The sequence below is a fragment of the Bifidobacterium psychraerophilum genome (genome assembly GCF_000741705.1).
Lineage (GTDB): Bacteria > Actinomycetota > Actinomycetes > Actinomycetales > Bifidobacteriaceae > Bombiscardovia > Bombiscardovia psychraerophila.
In genome coordinates this window covers 153,821-175,607 of record NZ_JGZI01000009.1, presented here as the reverse complement: position 1 = coordinate 175,607, position 21,787 = coordinate 153,821, and the positions used below count along the sequence as shown (strand labels likewise).

The following is a 21,787-nucleotide window of genomic DNA, read 5'->3' as shown; positions in this document are numbered from 1 at the left end:
CCGATCAGTCGAGTACGCGCAGAATCGAGGCGTCACCGGTCACGGCGTCGAGCTTCGAGACCTCGTCGACGACCTTGCGCAGCGTCACTTCATCACACAGGTGGGTGACCAGACGCAGCTGCTGGATCTCGCCGCTGTACCCCGGGTCATGCAGCGTCGGCTTGATGTCCTGATTGACGCCATTGATCGAAATGCTGTGCTTGGAGAACGCTTCTGCTATGGCCGCGAGAACGCCCGGCTTGTCGTGGATCAGGAAACGCACCGCGAAGGCGGCCTTGGAAGCGTCCAGGGGCGCCTTCGGCAATGACGCGTAGATCGGGATGACGGGTCCGACCGAGCCTTGCGCGATGTGTCGCGCCTCGGTCACCACATCACCGACCACTGCTGATGCGGTCGGTGCGCCACCCGCGCCGCGACCATAGAACATCAGATCATCGGCGGCCTCGGATTTCACGAATACGGCGTTGAAACTCCCGTGCACGGATGCCAGCGGGTGTTCCAAGGACATCAGAGCGGGGTATACCCTCGCGGAAATGCCCGCGTCGGATTGGTCGACGACGGCCAGAAGCTTGATGACCTTGTTTTCCGCACTCGCCGCGGCGATGTCGTCGGCGGTGATCTTGGTGATGCCCTCCACGGGGACGTCGTCCATGCGCACGTCGGTATGGAATGCGAGCAGCGCGATGATCGCGGCCTTCGCGGCCGCGTCAAGGCCCTCGATATCAGCCGTGGGGTCCGCTTCTGCAAAGCCCTTCTTCTGGGCGTCGCGCAATGCCTCGTCGAAGTCGAGGCCTTTGGTGGTCATCTCGTCAAGGATGTAATTGGTGGTACCGTTCACGATGCCCATGACGTTGAGCACCTTGTCCCCCACCAAGGACTCGCGCAGAGGACGCACGATCGGGATCGCGCCTCCGACGGCTGCCTCGAAATAGATGTCGACGCCGTGCTCCGAGGCCGCGGAGTAGAGTTCAGGTCCGTGCTTGGCCAGCAGCGCCTTGTTCGCGGTCACGACCGAGGCACCGGATTCGATGGCCTTCATCAGGAATGAACGGGCCGGTTCGATGCCACCGATCAGTTCGATGACGATATCGGCTCTGGTGACCAGTTCCGAGGCATCGGTGGTCAGCAGTGATGTGTCGATCCAGGGGTCGCTGACCGCCGAAGGGTCGAGCACCGCAATACCGACCAGCTCCATCGGGCGGCCGATCCTGTTCGCCAACTCCTCCTGCTGCTCAACGAGCAGACGGGCCGTCTGCGAACCGACCGTTCCTGCTCCGAGCAAAGCGACTCGGATGGGGGCATTGTTGTTTTCAGACACTCGGATGTCCTTCCTGATAAGCGATCCCGGTACTTCGATAAATCCATCATCCTACGTCAGCTTGACGAATCGACCGTCACGAGCGAGTGGATCAATTCTTCGGCAGGAAGCTGACCATGAGATGTACACCGGCTTAGGATTGCGTTGCCGTGTACTGGTCGAGTTCCAGCAGGTCTTCAATCGTCTGGCGACGGAGCATCAGATGGGCGTCATCGGAGGTCACGGCGGCGACCGCCGGAATCGGGATCTGATTGTAGTTGCTCGCCATCGTGCGCCCGTAGGCCCCGGTGACCGGTATCGCCAGTATGTCGCCACGTCTCACGTCCGCGGGCAGGCGCACATCCTGCACCAGGATATCCCCGGACTCGCAGTGAAGGCCGACAACCCTCGAATCCATCAGCGCCTCGGAACCCTTTCTGTTCGCCAGCGTCGCGGTGTACTGCGCGCCGTACAAGGCCGGACGGATGTTGTCGCTCATCCCGCCATCGACCGAGACATAGGTACGGGTGATTCCGTTCGCCAGATGCACCGGCTTGACGGTTCCGACCCGATACAGGGTTATGCCGCAAGGCGCGACGATCCACCGTCCCGGTTCGAAGGAAAGCACCGGCATCGGCAGGCCCAGACGACGGTTGATCCCCTCGACCGCTTGCGACATGGTGGCGAAGGCGTCCTCGATGTCCATCGACGCGTCGTCATCGGTGTACGCCACCGAATACCCGCCTCCAAGATCGGTTTCCGGCAGCAGAAATCCGTCCGTCGCCCAGAAGGTCTTGCGCAGGATCATCAGCCGTCGTGCCGACTCGATGAAGGCGTTGGCGTCATGGATCTGCGAACCGATGTGGGCGTGGACGCCGACAAGTTCAAGATCCGGTTGACGGGAAAGGATGTCTTTGAGCACCCCGATCGCAGGGCCGTCCGCGACGACGGACATCGCCTCGGTCACGGCGGCATCGTCATCAGGGCGTTTCCCGGTGGGGACGTATAGCGAGGATACGGCCTGCGCCGGCGACTGCAGGTCTTCATGCCCGTCGGATGAACCCGCATGATCGGGCCGGGTGTCGAGATCCAGGAGGTGGCCATCCGCCCCCGCCGGCAGAAGCGGCACGCCGAATTTCTGGTCCTCGTGCGCGGTGGAGATGAATTCGTGCCCTCCGGCATGCACGCCAACCGTCACCCTCAACATCACCTTGGCCGTGGCACCCAGGGATCTGGCTATCTCCGCGATTCGCGCCGGTTCGTCGGGCGAGTCCACGACGATCTTCGCGAAGCCCTGTTCCACCGCAAGCCGTATCTCCTCATCGGATTTGTTATTGCCATGCAGCACCAGACGGCGGCCGGGAGCTCCTGCGGCGAGCGCGATGCGCATCTCGCCCATACTGCATGTATCGACCAGCAGGCCCTGCGCCAGCATGATGCGGACGACCTCTTTGCTGAGAAAAGCCTTACCCGCGAAACTCACATGGGTGTTGGTGTCGTGGAAGGCATTCGATACGGTTCTGCTGAAGCGCAGGGCCCTGCGGGAGAGTTCTTCGGTGTCCATGACGAACAGCGGCGTCCCGAAGCTCGCACTCAGCTCCTCGACGCTTCTGCCGTGCAAGCGTACGGCGCCCGCATGGTCGCGTTGCGCCGAATCGGGCCAGATCGCGGACATTCCCGCGCCGTTTGCGTCCGTTCGTGTGGCAGTGGCTTCATTCATATTTCACATCTTATCCGGCGCGCTTACGCCCAGCAGATCCAAGCCGCCGGCGATCACGCATTGGACGGCGTCGTTGAGTTTCAGTCGTGCGGCCGCACGTGCCTTGTCGGGGCTTTTCGCGATTGCCAGCGCTTCACGCTTATCGTCCGCGATCCGGTTCTCCGGCTCCGTCAGAGACATCGGCACCACGCGCTCGGCGTTATACCATTTGTGATAGGCGGAAGCGAGATCTTCGAGATAATGCGCGATACGATGCGGCGCACGATGATCGCCCGCCAGTTGCAGCACGTTGGGGTAGAGCGCGAGCGCGGCAAGCACCTCACCGTCGGCCGGGGTGTCCAGCAGGGAGAGGTCGGCCTGCGAGGCGTCGATTCCGGCCTGCGCCGCATTGCGGTCCACATTGCACGAGCGCGCATGCGCGTACTGGACGTAGTACACCGGGTTTTCATTGGTGTGCGAGGCCAGCAGGTTAAGGTCGATGTCCACGCTCTGGTGGTAGTCGGTACGTGCCAGCGAATACCTGGAGGCATCCACCCCGATCGCCTCCAGAAGGTCGTCGATGGTGACCACATTGCCTGCACGCTTGCTCATGCGCACGGCTTTGCCGTCCTTCATCACGTTGACCATCTGCCCGATCAGGATCTGCATATTGACTTCAGGGGTATCCCCGAAGGCGGCGCAAACGGCCATCATCCTGCCGATGTAGCCGTGATGGTCGGCTCCGAGCATGTAGATGGCCTCATCGCAAGGATGGTCGGCCCGGCGGCGCTTGTTCAGATAGTATGCGATGTCCCCGGCGATGTACGCCGCATGGCCATCGGATTTGATGATCACACGATCCTTGTCATCGCCGTATTTCGTGGATGAGAACCAGGTCGCCCCATCCTTCTCATAGATATCGCCCTGGGCGCGCAATTCATTGATGGCGGTTTCGACCTCACCGGATTCATACAGGCTGTTCTCGTGGAACCACACGTCGAAGTGGACCCGGAACTCCTTCATGGATTCCTGGATTTCGGCGAACATCATCGGCACCGCACGCTTGCGGAACTCTTCGCGCTGCTCGCTGGCCCCCTCGTCACCGTTCTCGTCACGAAGCCTCGGCAGGTCAAGCGCATCCACACCGTCGGCCTTCGCCTCGTTGACGACCCGCGCCGCGATCTCGTCAATATAGGCGCCTTTGTAGCCATCCTGCGGTACATCCTCGTGGTGGGCCGCGGCAACCAGTGACTTGGCGAAGCGGTCGATCTGCTCACCGTGATCGTTGAAGTAGTATTCACGAACCACCTCGGCGCCGTTCGCCTGCATGACACGTGCCATCGAATCACCGACGGCGGCCCAACGGGTGCCGCCGATATGGATGGGACCCGTCGGATTCGCCGAAACGAATTCAAGGTTGAGCGTATGCCCGCTCATGTGGTCGTTATGGCCGTATTCGGCACCCTGCGCGAGTACGGTATCCACGACTGCGGCAGCTGATGCCGAATCGAGCACGATGTTGATGAATCCGGGACCCGCGACCTCCACCGAGGCTATGCCCTCCGAGGATTCCAATTCGGATGCCAGCAGCTGGGCGAAATCGCGTGGTTTCAGGCCCGCCTTCTTCGCGAGCTGCATCGCCACATTGCTCGCCCAGTCACCGTGCGAGCGGTCCTTGGGTCGGGCGACAACGATGGACGAGGCCGGGGGTGCCTGCTCCGGACTCAGCGTTCCGGCGTTGCCGGACTCGGCCAGATGGATGATGATGTGTGCGATTAGATCGGCAAGTGCTTCAGGGCTCATTCTCCCCAGTCTAATGTTTGGCCCGACAGCGCTCCGAGGCCAAGGCATGCCCGGCGTCGACGGGCGCCGTCGGGACCGTCGATCCGGGACAGCGGGGCTTCGGGATCAGTATGCGCGCTCGTCACTGTTGCTCATCACGGACCACACGATGGCGTTCACCGCATATTCCGTGACCTCCGGCAATTCCACATGATCCTGGTCCAGCAGCCATTGCAATTGCAGACCATCCATCACCGCGAGTATCGCGGAACTGGCCATATCGGCCTTGGCCATATCGATCGTCGATTTGCGTTCCTTGGCCATATCGATCAGAGCCTGGGTGATCTCCTCGCGCAGGTTGCTGTAGCGTTCAAGGAAATAGTCGTGCCCGACGTTGTGATCGGTTATCGACTCGGAGGACAATGTGACGAAAGTCCGTACGATACCGGGTCTCAGAGCATTGCGTCGTGCCGTCTCGATGAGGTGTCGGAACAGTTCGGCTCCACCGGGTATGTGGTGCTCCTCGAGATTCTCAACCTCACTGGAATCCCTGTATTGCAACACCGCAAGCAGCAAGGCACGCTTCGATCCGAAATGGTGCAGTATTCCCGCCCGGGTCATGCCGACGCGATCGGCTATCTCCTCCAACGTAGCATTCGAAGTGCCTTTGAGCCCGAACACCTCCGAAGCCGCTTTCAGTATCTCGCGACGTTTTTGCGATGTTTCAGGCCTGTGTTTCGTTGATTTCCTGGTGCTGTGTTCATCTGCCATTGTCGCTCCATGCTCCGATGCGATCACCATGACTGATCGGCATTATCTGTCATCATAAATCATCTTCCACCCCAGGTGCGGCAGAACGGCACGCCACAGAGGGTCTGGGCGCGCTCATCCAGCATCGCCGTGCTGTTCGAACACCCTGATGAGGAGCCAGCTGTGCAGGTACGCCGTCAGCCCGAAGGCGAAGAAGACCCAGAGGAACAGCAGCCTTGGCAGCAAGACCGGGATGAGACACACCACCGCAAGAAACAGGATGACGGCCAGCGCGGAGATGAAGGCATGCTGAAGGGCGAGGGACAGCGAGGCACGCACAATCGCGGCGACGCCCATATCGTAACGCCCCGCCAGCGCGAAGACATACCCTGATGCGAGCAGCAGTACGGCGATGATGACGCACATCGGCAGCAGAACGAGGATGTTCCCGTGCGAGATATTCGAAAGCATCCAGTATGACAGCACCATCGCGGCGAAGGTGGCCGCAACAATCGCCCATAACACGATCCCCTTAAGCAGATTGCCCCGAAAGGCCTTCCAGAATCGGGGCAGGACCCGCACGGTCCCCTCCTTGCGGATCTGGAACACCACCTCGTACAACGAGACAGCGCTGCTTCCTATGGTGACGATCGGCAGGCACCCGATGATGAAGAGCAGATTCAGTTCCAGGAGCTCAACCATGACGTTCAGCACCGCGTATACCTTGCCGTCGATCGAAAGCAATGTCTTCATGCGCCCACCTCGCCGCTATCTCCTCCACGCGCGATGATGCTGAGCGCGGATTTGGGAGGCATGCTCACAGCCACATCCAGGGCACCGTCGCCAGCATGCACATATCTGGAGCGCTGGGTGTCGTTGAAGAATACATAGCCCGTGCTGCCATCGGGATTATCGCAGGCAAGCGTCCGTATCGATGGCGTCTGGCTGCTTTCGATGCGTGTGGCGCCCGGTCTGATCACCGAGCTGAAATGGCCCAGACCGTAATAGTCGAGTGTGTATTCGACCCGCTTGCCCTTGCCGATACGCAGCAGCCCCCTGCAGGTACTTCGCCCGAAGCCCGGCACCACAGGACCGTTGCGCTCGTCCAAGGCGATGTTCCACAGCATGAATGAGCGTGAACGGTGCCGCAGGATATCGATTCCGGAACGCATCACGTTGCTGAAGGCCGCTTCGAAAGCCGGAATCCAATCACCTCCGGACCCCTCAGTGAAGTACACGGGCTTATCCCCGAAGCGTCTGGAGAGCAGACTCTGCACCGATGGCTCTCCCCCGTACCAATGCCAGGCGATGCCGTCAAAGGCCTCGGCCGCATGAGCAAGCAGGTACTCGGGGTATTCCGGATGATCCCAGTTGTGGTCATACCCGAAAATCCTCGTCCGCAATCCTGCAGCGTGCAGCGCCGGACGCAGATGCCGGAGGACGAAATCCACGGCCTCCCTTGCGGATAACGGCATCCCGGGATAATGGGAGGGCTCGAACAGTGGCTCGTTCTGGATGGTGATCGCATGCACATCCACACCTTCATCCGCATAGGCCTTGATGAATGCGACGAGATAATCCGCGTACACGCCATACCAGCGTTTCAGCAGGGATCCGCTGATCATCGTGCCGCTGTCCTTCATCCAGCCGGGGGCGCTCCACGGGGAGGCGATCAGCCGAAGATCGGGGTTGATGCGCATCGCCCATGCCGTCAACGGCAGGATGTCCGCGCGATCATGCTCGATGGAGAAGTGATCGAGATGCTCGTCGGAGACCCCGCCCGCCATATCGTCATAGCTGTAGACCCAACGCGCATAATCCGAAGCCCCGATGGGATTGCGCAGAAGTGACAGGCCGATGCCCTTATCCGAACTGAAGAGACGTTGCATCACCGTCCGCTTCTCACCCCCATCAAGACCGTTGACCAGAAAGGCCGAGGAGTCGGTGAAGGAGGCGCCGAAACCCGCGATCCGTTGATGACGCACACCATGATCGAAGGTCAGTTCATCGTCGATGGGCGCGTGACCGGGGGCGGCCAAGGCCAGCGGTCGCATCATATGAGCCGCATCGGTGGTCATCCACGCTGTGGTCGTTCCCATCGGCATCTCCTGTCTGCTCATGTGTTTCCGTTCCCGGAGGAGGCATCTGTGCCACTCCGGGAACGGGAATCATCTACTCCGCCAATTTCTTGACATTAGCCTTGATCTTCTCGCTGCGTATCGAGTTGACCTGATCGATGTTGTTGTCCTTCTGGAATTGCTTGTACTGCTTCAGGATGCCATCGAAATCGGATTTGCTGCCCGCGCGGATCATGCTGACCATGGTGGTCGACCAGTTCGTCTGGATGGCCGACAGCGAACGGGCTTCGGCGCTGCCGGTATCCGGTGCGATGTTCTCGATTTTGAACTGCGGCGTCAGATACTGCTGCCCCCAGTCCTGCATCTGCCAGACGGCGTCCACATAGGAGGCCTTGTTCAGCGCCTTGTAGCGATCATGCCCGAAGAGCACGAACTCACCCATACGGTATTCCTTCTGCCACTTCTCGGTTTCGTTCAGACGGATCTGGTTGGCCTGCTCGGTCCACGAGACCGTGCCATCGGAGTTTTTGGTGTAGGTCTTGCCCTCAACACCGAAGTTGGTGAGCATCTGTCCATAGTCGCTCAGCAGGTACTCGAAGACCTGTATGGCCTTTGACGGGTTCTTGGTCTGCTTCGTGATGTAGTTGATGGACCAGCCGCTCAGACCGGACTGGCTTAGGGTCGGCTTCCTGCCTTCGGTGCTCTGGATGCCGTCCACCGCCTCATAGGCGGAATCAGGGCTTTTCGAGGCAAAGGTCTGCAACTGGGTGCCCGTGGAGACGAAATTCTGCATCATGATGGCGCCATACTGGCCGGAGGACACCTTTTCCTTGAAGGTATCCGCGTCGTCGGCGAAGCTGTCGTCCGAGATGTTGCCTGCCGCATGCACCTGTCTGAATGCATCCAGCCAGCTGATATAGTCCGCGTCCAGATCACGGTCGTAGAAGGCGTTGGATTTCGTGGTGATCGGCACGCCAAGCATGTCTTGCACCGTCGATTCCAGGGAGCTGTTGTTGTCGGTGAAATCATTGAAGCCGAAAGGCGTCAGATTCGGGAATTTCTCCTTGATGGCCTGCATGCCTTTGACAAAACCCTCAGGGGTGGTGAAGTCCTGTGTGCCGATGGCTTTGAGCACATCCTTTCTGACGATGAATGCACTGGTCGGGTGGATCATGCCCGACTTGTAATCGGCGGTGGTGTTCGAGTAGGAGGGGTAACCATAGCTTTTGCCGTCTTTCAGCCTGTACCAGTCCAGGGTCTCCTTCTTGGCCACCTTGGAGAAGTACGGATCGTACTTCTTCGCCAGCTCTTCGAGCGGCAAAGCCCACTGATTGGCCGTCTGGGCGACCTTCGAGGTCGAATCGAAGGTCGTGATGATGTCCGGCAGCTTGCCGCTGGCGAAATATGTGTTGAGCTTGGTGTCATCACCGGTGACGAAGGTGATGTCCAGGTTCAGGTCCTTTTTGATCTGGGCGGTGATCATATCCTTGCCAAAGGATTTATTCCACCAATCCGCATTGACATACCAGGTGAGTTTGTTGTCCTTGCGCGTATCCGCTTTCCATGCAGGCGTGCTTTCCGACACCTTGTATGACGGATCGGGCAATGTGGCGGTCGCATCCTGCGCGTCCCCCGATCCACAGGCTGCGAGCGCAGTCAGCGACAGCACCGCCGAAACCGCTGCAGCCACAATCTTCCCGGCCTTATTGACACTCTTCATAGCACGTAGCTCCTTTGCTCCGTTGTTCACTTCCCCTAAGCCATTTCCCTTCGTGCAATCCGGCCGCTACGGTCACCCGGGCATCAGGCCCGGGATGCGCCGTCGCGCGATCATCACGTATTGCCAAAGTGCGTCCGCAACCCCCTTCCCGATTCGCCATACCGCGATGGCATGGACCATCATTCATGCGTCATCCGCGTTTCGCGTGCATCAGCCCTTCACCGCTCCGAGCATCGTGCCGCCTACGAAGTAGCGTTGGACGAATGGATACAGCACGAGGATCGGCGCGATGGTGATCATGATGGTCGCCAGCCTGACACCGCGCGAGGTGGTGTCCAATATGACCTGCCCGACGTTGCCCATATCCGATGCGGCCTGTGAACGCACGATGATGTCATACAGGCGCATCTGCAAGGGATAGAGGTTCTCATTCGTGATGTAGAGTTTCGTGGTCATGAAGTCATTCCACTGAGCCACACCATGGAACAACGCGATGGTGGCGAGGGCCGGCTTCGACAGGGGCAGGATGACCGAACGGAATATACGCCATTCACTGGCGCCGTCGATCTTCGCCGATTCCTCAAGCGATGAGGGCACCTGCCTGAAGAAATTCATCAGGATGATCACATCGTAGTAGCTGAACAAAGCGGGAATGATGTATACCCAGAATGAATCCAGCAGACCGAGCGATTTGATCAGCAGGTAGGTGGGGATCATGCCGCCACTGAAGAACATCGTGATGATTCCCATTGCGGAGTACAGCTTGCGCCCCTTCAGATACGCCTTGCTCAGCGGGTAGGCGAATACCGCACAGAACAGGGTGTGGGCAACCACGCCGATCGCGGTTTTGAGCACCGAAATCAGCAGCGCGTGCCATAGCTGATCGTCCTGGAAGACGGAGCGGTAATTATCCAAGGACAGTGCCTTGGGCCAGAATATGAAATTGCCTTCGCTCAGGGACTGGTTGGAGGCGAATGAGGAGATGACCACATTCCAGACCGGTATCACGATGATCAACGTGAACGCGACCAGCACCATCGTGTTCACCACATTGAAGGTCATGGATCCGTGCCGTACGGCCCGCCCTGCGCCGATTGCCTGAGGGTTGCCCAATTTGACGGCTGTTTTCCTGCTCATCTCATCCTCCTACAACACCGACTGATTGTCATTGACCTTTTTGCTCACCACATTGGTGATGACCAGAAGGATGACCGAGACTATGGAGACACCCAGCCCGACGGCGGTCGCATAGGAGAAGTCCCCCTGCGTCAGACCGATCCGATAGACATACGAGTTGATGACCTCGGATTTCGGTTGGTTCTGGGTGTTCATCAGGATCAGCGTCTGGTCAAGATTCGATCCGAAGAGCGCAGAGACCGACAGCACCAGGTTCAGGGTGATCATGGTTCCAAGCTCGGGGATCGTGATATGCCAGATGCGCCTGATCTTCGAAGCGCCATCCATCTCAGCCGCTTCGTAGAGGGAGGGATCGATTCCCGCCATGACCGCCAGGTAAAGAATCGTCCCCCAGCCCGCTTCCTTCCAGACATCGGAGAGGGCCGCGATCCCCCAGTACTTATCGGCATCGAGCAGGTAATTCGACGAGGCATTGATACCTACGAAGTTGAGTACTTCGTTCAGCAGGCCATTGGTGGAAAGCCAGTTGATGAGCATGCCTCCGAGAATGATCCAGGAGAAGAAGTGAGGCAGGTAGGTCAGGGTCTGCACGATGCGTTTGAAGGGCCCCCAAGGTACCTCATAGATCATCACGGCCAGTATGATCGGCAGCACGAATCCGAGGGAGAGTTTGATGGCACTGATACCCATCGTGTTCCAGACCGAGCTCCAGAAATACTTGTCGCTCAGGATGATGCGGAAATTCTCCCACCCCACCCAAGGCGCGCTGGAGATGGTGTCGACCACCGTGTAGCTTTTGAACGCCAGCACCAGGCCATAGATCGGAATGAAATTGAACACGATCATGAACACGATGCCGGGAACGACCATTGCCTGGAGTTGCCACTGATACACGAACTGACTCCACCATTGGCGGATGCGGGCGACTCTTCCCGATTCCGGGTGTGTGGCACGCGGCATGGATTTTGCCGAGGTTTGCATCCAGACCCCTTTCCGTAAAGCTCTTCGCAACCTTCCCGACGCCTGATGCCGGGTGCGACGCTCCGCTGCGCCGCGTTGCATGTACAGGATTTCGACGAAGGCCACGGAGCTCGTGGCGAGTACCGCGTCGCCGGAACGAATAGGCGATGCATGGTGGTCGCTCCCGCACAGCGCGCCACATCCTGCAGCCACAGTGCGTTGTCGCCGATGCCTATACCTGTCGACATGGCGCCACAACAATGCGGCATTCGCTATATGGCTGTTCTACGTTGACTTCATGCGTGTGCAATTGATCGGAACGTCCTCGTCCTGCCTTGTACAGCCTCGAATATACTGACTGGTCAGTTATGTGTCAAATCCATCACTTGCCGATGCTGAAACTGTTGCAAATAAAGGGAATACAATCTCAAGTACGGCGTTTCCCCCGTTTTCCAAGTTGAGTTTTTACTTACTTATAAGTAATCTAATTTTCAATGCCCACTGCTTCGGCCGTCGTTGAGGGCGGAGCGGCGAAGACGCCGACCGCAGCCGATACAGGTGCAGGATGTGAAAGAATCTCGTTATGCGGCACCGATGCGATTGCTTCCTTCTCTCCTTCGGACAGCCGGCAAAGCGCCTGGGCAGCAAAACACCAGACATCGAAGGGACGGACATATGACCGATCGCAGCGCGCGGATACCTGATTATCAGAATCCGGAGAACACCGTAGCAACAAGAATCAAGGACCTGATCTCCCGCATGAGCGTGGAGGAGAAGGTCGGGCAGCTCATGCAGCTGGACGCCCAGCAGGATCTGGAGAGCCGCATCCTGGAGACCCATGTGGGTTCCATCCTGCACGCATCTCCCGAAAACCTCATCGAAGCGGCCAAGCTGGTGCGTCGCACACGTCTGCAGATCCCGCTGATCGTCGGAGAGGACTGCATCCACGGCTATTCCTTCTGGCCAGGTGCCACTATTTTCCCCACCCAGCTCACGATGGCAGCCTCATGGAACCCCGAACTGCTCGAACGAGCCGCCAGAGTGACAGCCATCGAAGCCTCCGCCACAGGCGTTCACTGGACGTTTTCACCGGTGCTGTGCATCGCACGCGATCTGAGATGGGGACGTGTCGGCGAGACCTTCGGCGAAGACCCCACACTGATCGGCGAATTGGCATCCGCTATGGTGCGTGGATACCAAGGCAAGGGACTGGACGACCCGAGCAGCATTCTGGCCACCGCGAAGCATTTCGCCGCATACTCCGAAACACAGGGTGGACGCGATGCCTCGGAGGCGGATATCTCGCATCGCAAGATGCGTTCATGGTTCCTGCCCCCCTTCGAGCGGGTGGCGAAGGAAGGATGCAGCACCTTCATGCTTGGTTACCAGAGCACCGACGGCGTGCCGATCACGCTGAACCGATGGCTGCTCAACGATGTGCTCAGAGGGGAATGGGGATATCAGGGCATGCTCGTCACCGATTGGGACAATGTCGGTCGCATGGTCTGGGAACAGAATATCCAACCCGATTACACACATGCCGCGGCGGCCGCGATCAAAGCCGGCAACGACATGATCATGAGCACCCCGCGATTCTACGAAGGCGCACTGCAGGCCCTCTCCCAAGGCATGATCGCCGAATCCGATCTGGACGCCCCCGTCGGGCGCATCCTGCGGCTCAAATTCGAACTCGGCCTGTTCGAGAATCCCAGAATCCCCGATTCCGCGAGAATCAGCAGTGATATCGGCACAGCGGAGCATACCCGGGAGAACCTCGACATGGCACGCGCCTCACTGGTGCTGCTGCGCAATGACGGCACCCTGCCATTGCAGTCTGAACACAAGCAGCAGCCTGCGCAGACCAGGAGCATCGCACTCGTGGGCCCGCTGGCCGATGACCCGAACAACCAGCTCGGGGATTGGGCCGGAGGATCAGGTCAGGTCGGATGGATCAGCGAGGAACCTCGCGAAACCGTCGTCACCGCTCTGGACGGCTTGCGGGCGACGGTTCCGTCCGACTGGCAGGTTCGCTACGCCAAAGGAGCCGATGTGCTGACCTTGGAAACGGATCCGGACGGTGCCCGATTCCCTGACGGACAGCCACGGCCACCGATCCAACGGGCCTGCGAGCCGGATCCGCACCTGATCGAGGAGGCGCTGGAGGCCAGCCGTTCCTCCGACGTCACCATCGCCGTGGTCGGGGACGTCATCGAGCTGATTGGTGAGGGAAGGTCCACAGCCACGCTTGAGCTCTTCGGCGCGCAGAATGCATTGCTCGAAGCGCTCAGCACATCAACCAGGGAACAGGGCAAAGCACTGATCATCGTGCTGATGGCCTCAAAACCGCTGATTCTGCCCCCATGCTGCAAGGATGCCTCGGCCATCATCTGGGCCGGAAACCCCGGGATGCAGGGCGGCAGGGCTTTGGCGGAGCTGCTCCTTGGAAAGATTGAGCCCAAAGGCAGGCTCCCGATCTCCTTCGCACGCCACAGCGGGCAGCAGCCGACCTACTACAACCAGATCCGCGGGCAGCATGGCCTGCGCTACGCCGATCTCACCCAGGAACCGGAATACTGCTTCGGGGAAGGGCTGTCCTACTCCACCGTTGAGTACAGCGAAGCCTCACTTCATGTGCTCGACGACGCGGGCACCTTGGATGCGGAACGCTCACTCGATAACGTGCACATCGGCGACACGCTTCGCGCCCAGGTGCTGCTGAGCAATAAGGGAACAAGGCCGGCAACCGAAACCGTGCAGCTCTACGTCCACGATGTGGTGACCTCGGTCAGCTGGGCGAACAAGGAGCTCAAAGGCTTCACGCAGCTCACCGTGCCTGCGGGCGAGCAGGCGCTCGCAACGGTTGATCTCAAGGTATCGGATTGCACGCTCGTCAATGAGCGTGAGGAACGTGTGGTCGAAGACGGTGATTTCGAAGTGCTGATCGGCTCGTCATCAAAGAACGCTGACTGCCAGAGCCTGAGCTTCACCGTACGTTAGCGCCCCTATGCCCCGTGTTTGCGGATGCATGTGCAGGAAGGTATGGCGGTGACATCCACAGAGGTGCCGCCATACCTATGCCGTCTACTCGGCGACGGCCGCGATGGCGTCGATTTCGACGAGTGCGCCCTTGGGGATCATGTTGTTGCCGAAGGCCACGCGCGCTGGTTTGACCGAGGCGAGGAAGACCTTGGCGTACTCCTCGTTGACGGCCGCGAAGTCCTCGACATCCTTGAGGTAAATGGTCGCGCGTACGATGCTGTCCATGCCGCATCCGGCCGCGTCAAGGATGTTCTTGATGTTCTTCAAAGCCTGCGTGGCCTGCTCCGCCGCACTTTCCCCGGCAAGCTCGCCGGTCTCGGGATCGATGCCGAGCTGCCCCGAAACGAATACGAAACCGTTGGCCTTCACAGCTTGGCTGTATGCGCCCAATGCCGCCGGTGCGAATGCCGTCGCGACTTCCTGGATTGCTGTGCTCATTGAGACTCCTCAATCGAAGATGACATCAGATGTGGGCTTAATGGGATTCGAACCCACGACCTTCTGCTCCGGAGGCAGACGCTCTATCCACTGAGCTACAAGCCCGTATGCCAGTCAGGCAACCCGACCATACTATGCCATTGCCGGGTCAAATGCACATATCGGATCGTAACGGCGCCATCCCGCCCCCTTGGCGATGCCTTCGACCGCCTGTCGAAAAAGTCCGCAGAAGACTGCCATCAGCGCCGTCAGACCCTACAATGGTGGCATGAGAGACGATTTGAGCGACTTCGAATACGAACGCAGATTCTTCTGCCACACATTCCCCGACGACCTGAACGATGGCGACGCGCCGATTCTCATCATCCAAAGCTATTACGTCCATCAGGATAATTTCGCACTCCGTGTGCGGCTGCAGGCCCACAATGTGCGTGTTCCGATGAATGCGGAGACGAACGCCCTCGCCACGCTCGGGCGCTATCGCGATGCCTTCACCGATGCATTCGTCACAGTCAAGGGCCCGTCGATAGGCGGCACCCGATACGAGGCCGAGCGGGACATCGATCCTGATGTCGCCGTCGAACTGGTGCTACGTGGCGGCTCCGTGATCGTGAAGAACCGTTACGGCGCATGGCTGGGTGAAGATGGTTGGGATATCGACGTGTTCGGCGGAGGCAATGCCCCGTTGATCGTCGCCGAGGCGGAGCGACGCGGTCCCGTGACCGATCTGGTGATACCTGATTTCTGCATCACCGAGATCACCGACGACAGCAGATTCTCCAACGATGGACTTGCGGAACATCCTTATGCCGAGTGGAATGACCGCTTTGAATACGAACTGCTGACCAAGGGCCCCCATTTCCTTGAGGGCTTCGGCACCAACCGCAGGGAGCAGCAGTAACGCCGCTCCCGAACGTCAGTACATCAAGGTCGCCAAACGCTGCCTTGCATTTTTGAGACGAGGGTCATTCGCTTCGGGGATCAGGAAGAACTCCAGAAGACGTTTGCGCACTGGCTCCATCTGATCGCGGTGACCAGCCAGATAATCAAGAAGACGTCCGAAGGCATCCGCGATCTGCCCGCCGATCATATCGATATCGGCGACGGCCAATTGGGACTCGACGTCATCAGGTTTGTCGGCCGCCTGTTGGCGCACCACACGCACATCAAGCTGCGCCGAACGTGCCAGCAGCAAAGCCTTGGCACGCTCACGGGCGGCGAGAGCATCCGACGGATCCGCCTGGAGCACCTGGTCGTATGCGGCAACCGCTCCCTCGAAATCACCCTCCTGTGCCAGACGATTGGCCTGTTCATGGGCCGGAGGAACGGCCGGCTCCGAGGCCGGCGCATCCGCGTCACCCTCCTGATCGGAGGCGGAGGGCGTGCCCTCCTGGTACGGGGCGGTGCCGGTGATTCCCGACTGCTGCGCCAGGGTGATCACCTGAGGTATCAGCTCATCGGTCAGCTGCGTCAGCTCCTCCGCCGAAGGAAGCCCCTGGAGGACAGGCATGGGCCTCCCACCGATCAAGGCGAATAAGGCAGGTGCCCCCTGCACACGGAACGCCTGCGCGATCTCCGGCTCGGCAGCGATATCGATGCGGGCTAGCTGGACCTTGCCTTCCTGGGCATTCACGGCATCCCCGAGGGCTTTGGCGAGCGGGAACAAACGATCATCGCCCGGAGTCCACAGCAACAACAGAATCGGGAAGGTCGCCGATGTCTGCATCACGGCCTGGAATCCTGCCGAGCTGGTATCGATTACATAGCCGCCCGCCGCAGGTGCACCGCCCTGCTGCCCTGGTTCCGCGTCGACCTGATGTTTGATCGCCCCGAGATCGACCGCACCCGCCAGGGAGACCCCCGGTTGGAATTGCTGATTGCCTGTTGCCATATCATCCTCCTGCTTGTCCGCATGCCTGTCGATGCCGGCACGTGCACGATGCCTCACATGCTCACCCTACCCTCATCGGGTGGGTCATTGCCTTGAGCAAAGCCGTCAGACGGCTTCGACCTTGATCGGCTGACGTTCCGCACCGACGGCCTGGATTTTGGCATCCGAACCCGCCGCGGGAATATACATCGCCACGACATTCACATAGGTGGCCTTGATGGTGCTGGTGGCCTTGGTGCTACCGAACAGAGCCTTCTCGGCATCCGAGGCCGGCAGTGATTCACGGCCCTCTCCGGCAGCTCTCGTCCAGACGGAATTGATCTGCACCACGACGAGGTCTCCCCCGTCGGAGGAACGCATCACCTTGATGTCGTCGGCTTCGGCGCTGAAAGTCTGCTGCTGGGTACCGTTGTTGGCCGCCATGCCGGCCTGCACATTCTCCGTGAGCTTCGCCAGATCCTGGCGGAAATAATCAGCCGCGAAGTCGCCGGCGTATTTGCTGGAACTGCCGTTCTGCAACACGTCGGCGTAGTGTTCCACCGCCTGCGCAGGCGTGGTCTCCAATCCGCTGTCATCCGCCTGCCCCATCTGCGAGCCTATGCTCGGCACCTGGAATTTGGGGAGTTGCGCGCCCGGGAACAATCTCGCCACACCCCAGAGCTTGTAGTTGTCACGGGCGGAATCCTGATCAAGGACCAGAAGGCGCTTGGACTGCTGATCCTCGGTCGTGGTGGTGATGGTGAACACAGAACGCGGCCAACCACTGTCGGTCGGAATGACCGTCTGCATGATCTCGCTGGGAATCGTCGTCTTCGCATCCAGGGTGCCGGTCGCTTTCGCGACATTCAGCTCGCTGGTCCGGATTTGCAACTGGGGCCCGGTCACTCTTGTGGAGAGTTTGGAAGGGTCTTTGGCGGCATTGGCCTGGTTAAGCACGTCGAGGATCTTCCCTCGGATGGTTTTCTCCTGGCTTTGGGTCAGATCCGGCGCCTGCGAGGTTGATGTGGCCGTAGAGACCTGCGGGACCTGCCCTTCGCATGCTGCCAGTGTCACAGCCATGGACGAGGCCAGAACCGCGCAAAGCACCGTGGTGGTTTTTCTCATTCTCATCAGTCTGCCTCTCCCGCCTGCTCCTGCTTCCTGGCGTTGTCGTCTCCGGCATCGTTCTTCTCGTCTGCAGGCGTGTCTTCGGAGGAGAGCCTGGCGAAGTATGAAGCCAGATCGTCGGTGCTGATCACTGCGGTCTCTTCCGTATGCGTCGCGCGCTGCGACCGCGTGCGGCCCGCCCTGTCGGAACGGCGTTCACTATGCTCCGAACGCTCCCTGCGTCTGCTGCCGCTCTCATGCTCGACCTCTTCGACCTCTTCAGGCTCCTCAACAGACAGAGCCTTATGCTCATGGGTGCGCTGCTGGGCGGCAAGCATATTCCTGGCGCCGGTGTCGATGATCTTGGGTGTTCCCAGAGTCTCTGCCTCCGTCGTTTCGACCGTCTCAATCGCTTCCTCGGCATCGTGCTCTCCGCCTGAATGCCTGCTGTGCCGTCTGTTCTTGGGCTTTGGCTTCACTGCGGATCGAATGCTGCGGCCGATCGGGGACAGCGTGCCGGTGACGGCCTGCATCACGGTGATTTCCGGCTCCTGCACCTCCTCGGCGTTCTCGTCGATGCGCTTACGCCTGCGTTCCGGTTCCATAGCAAACACCGAAGCCGTCATCACTGCCAAAACAGCCAGCAGACCGCCGGCAAAGTAAAGAGGCATCGCGAAATCAGGTAGCTCGGTGCGCACCCAACTCATCGTGAGCTGCTGTGTGCCGCTGCTCTGCGTATCATCCGCGGCATTGGCATCCGTATCCGCAAGCAGCACGATGCGGTCGTTGCTGTTATTCACCTGCATCGAAACGGAAGCTGTGGCGCATTTGACGCTGGTCCACATGTCGGAATCCTGGAAGGCGACGGCATCCCCCGCATCCGTTGAAGTCGCGGCGGTACTCCGCTGCTTCTCCAAAACCGTCCAGTCCTGCAAACCGGTGATTCGCTGGTAGCTATGACCCGCCAGCCAGCCCGAAACATCCTGGGCGTAGCCAAGGGCCATGCAGACCGTGGCATCGGCGTTGGAGGCTTTCAACGTCACATCGACCTTGTCATCAACCAGATTCAGCACACCCGGATCCGTGGTGATATAACGCGAATTCAGCTGCGCACCAGCCGAGACATCACTGCTCGGCTTCCAAATGGTCGCGTTCATAACCCCCAACACGATGCATGCGACGGCCAGCACAGCGAGGATGGGAGTGACCACGCCCCTCATCACCTTGCTGCGGCGCGAAGACACTGCGGTCCCCGAGTCTTCGTCTTTTTCGTGTGTATTTCCATCCATAACACCGCTATTCTACAGGTTCCCCATTCTCATGCCGGAATGGCAAAATCAGGACAGGGCGTTAGAGTTAGCCATTATGCGACATATACTCAGCAAACACAGCATGAGCAGAGCACTTTCGGTGTGCTGCGCCCTTACGATGTGCCTTGGTTTGGCGGCATGTGGCAGCAGTTCCAGCGATGCCTCCAGCAGCTCCTCAGCAAGCACTTCCTCAACCGCCTCCTCCAGCAGCTCCATCACCCTCAAGGAGATGTCGGGCGTCAGCGCCAAAGGTGAGCTCGGCAAGAAGCCCACCGTGACCTTCTCGAAACCCTTTGACGTCCAAAACAACACCTATTCGATTCTGCAGAAGGGTGACGGCGAAACCCTCCAGGACGGCGACCGCGTCTGCGCGCAAAGCATCGCGATCAGCGCGATCAACGGATCCGAGCTTGATTCCACATGGACGAAGAACACTCCTGACTGCTCGATGGTCATCAGCACATCATCGATGAATTCCGCCTACTACAACCTGCTCAAGGGCCAGAAGATCAATACCACGATCGCTTTCGGCATCAAAGACACCTCCACGAGCACCGCCACGACGTCCTCGGACGCAACCACCTATCTGATGGTGATGACCCTGGTTTCCAAAACCAAGGCACTGACCAGGGCCGAAGGCACCACGGTGAAGGATATCCCCGCCGATCTCCCGAAGGTCACGCTGGACAAAACCGGCAAACCCTCCCTTGATATGAACGGCTACAAGCCCGGCAGCAAGCTGGTGGTGCAGACCTTGATCAAGGGCACAGGAGCCAAGGTGACCGATACGCAGACCGTCAGCGCCAATTACACGGGATGGCTCGCGAGTACCGGCAAACAGTTCGATTCCTCATGGGACAACGGGACCGCCACGGACTTCAGCCTGAGCCAGGTGATCTCCGGTTGGAAGCAGGGGCTGGCCGGACAGACCGTCGGCTCCCAGGTCCTGCTCATCATCCCGCCAAGTCTGGGATACGGCTCCGAAGCGCAATCCAGCATCCCCGCGAACTCCACATTGGTCTTCGTCGTGGATATCCTGGCGGCTTACTGAGCCCACCGAAGGCACGGACCTTCCCCACATACGAACAGTGTGCATATTCCCGTACGGGACGCTGAACATCAGGCGTCCGGTGCGGGGATATGCACACTGTCGTTATAAGGACTGATTCTTGATTGATGGGCCGAGGACCAGGGCTTGTATGCCTCGCCGGCACCATATGGACCCGGGGCAGCTGAGGCCTCAGGACCGCCCGGTATCAGGCGTTGATGAGCTCAGCGACCTTCTTGATCATGTCGGGACGGAAACCGGTCCAGGTATCCTCACCGGCCACGACGACCGGGGCTTGGCGATATCCGGCTGCGCGGAAGCTCTCAAGAGCCTGGGCGTCCTGAGTGAGATCAACGACGTCATACTCCACGCCAAGCTTGTTGAACTGACGCTTGGTGGCATCGCACTGCGCGCAATGAGGCTTCGCAAAAACGGTAATCGACATCGTAATCACTCCCAAAAGACATTCTTGTAATTCACTCGTGTTCTTGGAGATTACACGTATGTAATCCAAAAACCAAACCACTGTTTATGGTGGCGTGTTGGGAGACCGACCACTACATCTAGTGCATGAAGGCACATTTCCTTGATATTGCAGGCAATTGGGCATGCACGCCCATCTGCGGGAGCTGAGGGTGCAAGGCCATATGTGATGAAGACGACATTTTCATGATGACCGGATACACACCGCAAGCCGCGTGCCGGATCACGGCACACCCGGAAGGGCCGCCACGCAGCGCCTGTATGAATTGCCCACAGGCCTCGCATCACCACTTCAGAACAAGGTCAGGGCATCGCTCTCGGTGCCCTTCATCTCCTCATAATCGAGGATCAGGCATGAGAAGCCACGATCCTGAGCCAGTGTTCTCGCCTGCGGTGTGATGGTCTGTGCGGCGAATACGCCGCGGACCGGCGCCAACAGGGGATCACGGTTCAGCAACTCGCAATATCTGGTCAGCTGCTCGACCCCGTCGATGCCACCATGCCGCTTGATCTCCACCGCCACATGCGTGCCCTCCGCATCGACCGCCATGATGTCAACGGGACCGATGGGCGTGGGATATTCACGCCTGACCAAGGTGCTGCCCTCTCCAAGGCGCTCGATCTGCTGGGCGAGATAACGCTGGAGATGATCCTCAACACCGTCCTTGACCAGTCCGGGGTCGGCACCGAGCTCATACTGCTCATCACTCACGATCCTCATCAGCGAGACGGTGAGCACATCATCGGATTTCGCCGCATTGACCCGGATGATTCTCTCGGGGCGGGGCTCCGCCGATGCCTCCATTCGGGCATCCTCCACGGCCCCGGCGGCCGCAGCGTCCGGTGAATCGTCCTGTGACGGTGTCAGCTCGCGCAGGGTGCAGGGTGCGGCCATCCAGTTCAAGGGTTTATAGGAGCCCAGTTCGGAAAAAATCAGACAGCTGGAATCGGCCTTGATCAGCAGCACCCGGCGTGCAAGCGGCAATGAGGCGTTGAGCCGTCCGGAATAGACGGCGGAGCAGTCGGCAACAATTATGCGCATGAGAGACACCATAGCGCGAAGCATGGC

18 protein-coding genes and 1 tRNA gene are annotated in these 21,787 nt (G+C 59.5%); 3 read left to right on the top strand and 16 right to left on the bottom strand.

The genetic code is table 11. From position 1 onward, the window contains the following. Positions 1-4: 4 nt before the first annotated feature. From BPSY_RS04625 to BPSY_RS04585, 9 genes are all read right to left on the bottom strand, one after another. Positions 5-1,318, bottom strand: a complete 1,314-nt coding sequence (locus BPSY_RS04625; RefSeq protein WP_033494635.1) for a homoserine dehydrogenase — start codon at positions 1,316-1,318, stop codon at positions 5-7. Positions 1,319-1,451: 133 nt separating this feature from the next. Then, the gene (locus BPSY_RS04620; RefSeq protein WP_051921710.1) at positions 1,452-3,017 is read right to left on the bottom strand and encodes a diaminopimelate decarboxylase family protein; all 1,566 of its coding nucleotides are present in this window, start codon (positions 3,015-3,017) and stop codon (positions 1,452-1,454) included. 3 nt (positions 3,018-3,020) lie between these two features. Continuing rightward, entirely contained in the window at positions 3,021-4,799 is a 1,779-nt protein-coding gene (gene argS, locus BPSY_RS04615) for an arginine--tRNA ligase (RefSeq protein WP_033494633.1), read from the bottom strand. Between the two features lie 105 nt (positions 4,800-4,904). Further along, positions 4,905-5,549 carry a TetR/AcrR family transcriptional regulator gene (locus BPSY_RS04610; RefSeq protein WP_033494957.1) on the bottom strand — a complete coding sequence of 215 codons (645 nt, stop codon included), beginning with the start codon at positions 5,547-5,549 and terminating at the stop codon, positions 4,905-4,907. 114 nt (positions 5,550-5,663) lie between these two features. Beyond that, entirely contained in the window at positions 5,664-6,281 is a 618-nt protein-coding gene (locus BPSY_RS04605; RefSeq protein WP_033494632.1) for a DUF624 domain-containing protein, read from the bottom strand. Beyond that, positions 6,278-7,648, bottom strand: a complete 1,371-nt coding sequence (locus tag BPSY_RS04600; RefSeq protein WP_052118868.1) for a glycoside hydrolase family 30 protein — start codon at positions 7,646-7,648, stop codon at positions 6,278-6,280. The genes BPSY_RS04605 and BPSY_RS04600 overlap by 4 nt, the downstream gene beginning before the upstream one ends. A 52-nt stretch (positions 7,649-7,700) precedes the next feature. Next, positions 7,701-9,326: a type 2 periplasmic-binding domain-containing protein gene (locus BPSY_RS04595; protein ID WP_051921709.1), complete on the bottom strand. Its 1,626-nt coding sequence runs from the start codon at positions 9,324-9,326 to the stop codon at positions 7,701-7,703. Between the two features lie 210 nt (positions 9,327-9,536). Further along, the gene (locus BPSY_RS04590) at positions 9,537-10,463 is read right to left on the bottom strand and encodes a carbohydrate ABC transporter permease (protein ID WP_033494631.1); all 927 of its coding nucleotides are present in this window, start codon (positions 10,461-10,463) and stop codon (positions 9,537-9,539) included. A 9-nt stretch (positions 10,464-10,472) separates the two neighbouring features. After that, positions 10,473-11,444 carry an ABC transporter permease gene (locus BPSY_RS04585; protein WP_081884253.1) on the bottom strand — a complete coding sequence of 324 codons (972 nt, stop codon included), beginning with the start codon at positions 11,442-11,444 and terminating at the stop codon, positions 10,473-10,475. A 654-nt stretch (positions 11,445-12,098) separates the two neighbouring features. Here BPSY_RS04585 and BPSY_RS04580 point away from each other — a divergent pair. Then, positions 12,099-14,420, top strand: coding sequence for a glycoside hydrolase family 3 N-terminal domain-containing protein (locus BPSY_RS04580; RefSeq protein ID WP_033494630.1), 2,322 nt, complete (start codon positions 12,099-12,101; stop codon positions 14,418-14,420). Between the two features lie 84 nt (positions 14,421-14,504). On the opposite strand, the gene BPSY_RS04575 is transcribed toward BPSY_RS04580, so the two are convergent. Beyond that, a complete protein-coding gene (locus BPSY_RS04575; RefSeq protein ID WP_033494629.1) occupies positions 14,505-14,900 on the bottom strand; it encodes a Rid family detoxifying hydrolase in 396 nt (131 codons plus the stop codon). A 32-nt stretch (positions 14,901-14,932) separates the two neighbouring features. Then, a tRNA-Arg gene (locus tag BPSY_RS04570) sits at positions 14,933-15,005 on the bottom strand. Between the two features lie 163 nt (positions 15,006-15,168). Here BPSY_RS04570 and BPSY_RS04565 point away from each other — a divergent pair. Continuing rightward, a complete protein-coding gene (locus BPSY_RS04565) occupies positions 15,169-15,801 on the top strand; it encodes a CYTH domain-containing protein (protein WP_033494949.1) in 633 nt (210 codons plus the stop codon). Between the two features lie 15 nt (positions 15,802-15,816). Here the strand turns inward: BPSY_RS04565 and BPSY_RS04560 are convergent, their stop codons facing one another. From BPSY_RS04560 to BPSY_RS04550, 3 genes are all read right to left on the bottom strand, one after another. Further along, positions 15,817-16,791: a tetratricopeptide repeat protein gene (locus BPSY_RS04560; RefSeq protein ID WP_033494947.1), complete on the bottom strand. Its 975-nt coding sequence runs from the start codon at positions 16,789-16,791 to the stop codon at positions 15,817-15,819. A gap of 105 nt (positions 16,792-16,896) precedes the next feature. Continuing rightward, positions 16,897-17,901 carry a DUF8094 domain-containing protein gene (locus tag BPSY_RS04555; RefSeq protein ID WP_415455184.1) on the bottom strand — a complete coding sequence of 335 codons (1,005 nt, stop codon included), beginning with the start codon at positions 17,899-17,901 and terminating at the stop codon, positions 16,897-16,899. Continuing rightward, a complete protein-coding gene (locus BPSY_RS04550) occupies positions 17,901-19,166 on the bottom strand; it encodes a hypothetical protein (protein ID WP_052118867.1) in 1,266 nt (421 codons plus the stop codon). Before BPSY_RS04550 ends, BPSY_RS04555 begins: the two co-directional genes overlap by 1 nt. Before the next feature lie 103 nt (positions 19,167-19,269). Between BPSY_RS04550 and BPSY_RS04545 the strand changes: the two genes are divergently transcribed. Beyond that, positions 19,270-20,238, top strand: a complete 969-nt coding sequence (locus tag BPSY_RS04545) for an FKBP-type peptidyl-prolyl cis-trans isomerase (RefSeq protein WP_238556806.1) — start codon at positions 19,270-19,272, stop codon at positions 20,236-20,238. Positions 20,239-20,443: 205 nt separating this feature from the next. Here the strand turns inward: BPSY_RS04545 and nrdH are convergent, their stop codons facing one another. Together nrdH and nucS are read right to left on the bottom strand one after the other, a co-directional pair. Continuing rightward, positions 20,444-20,680, bottom strand: coding sequence for a glutaredoxin-like protein NrdH (gene nrdH / locus BPSY_RS04540; protein WP_033494627.1), 237 nt, complete (start codon positions 20,678-20,680; stop codon positions 20,444-20,446). A 330-nt stretch (positions 20,681-21,010) separates the two neighbouring features. Beyond that, on the bottom strand, positions 21,011-21,760 hold the full coding sequence (gene nucS, locus BPSY_RS04535) for an endonuclease NucS (RefSeq protein ID WP_033494942.1): 750 nt from the start codon (positions 21,758-21,760) through the stop codon (positions 21,011-21,013). Positions 21,761-21,787 lie beyond the last annotated feature (27 nt).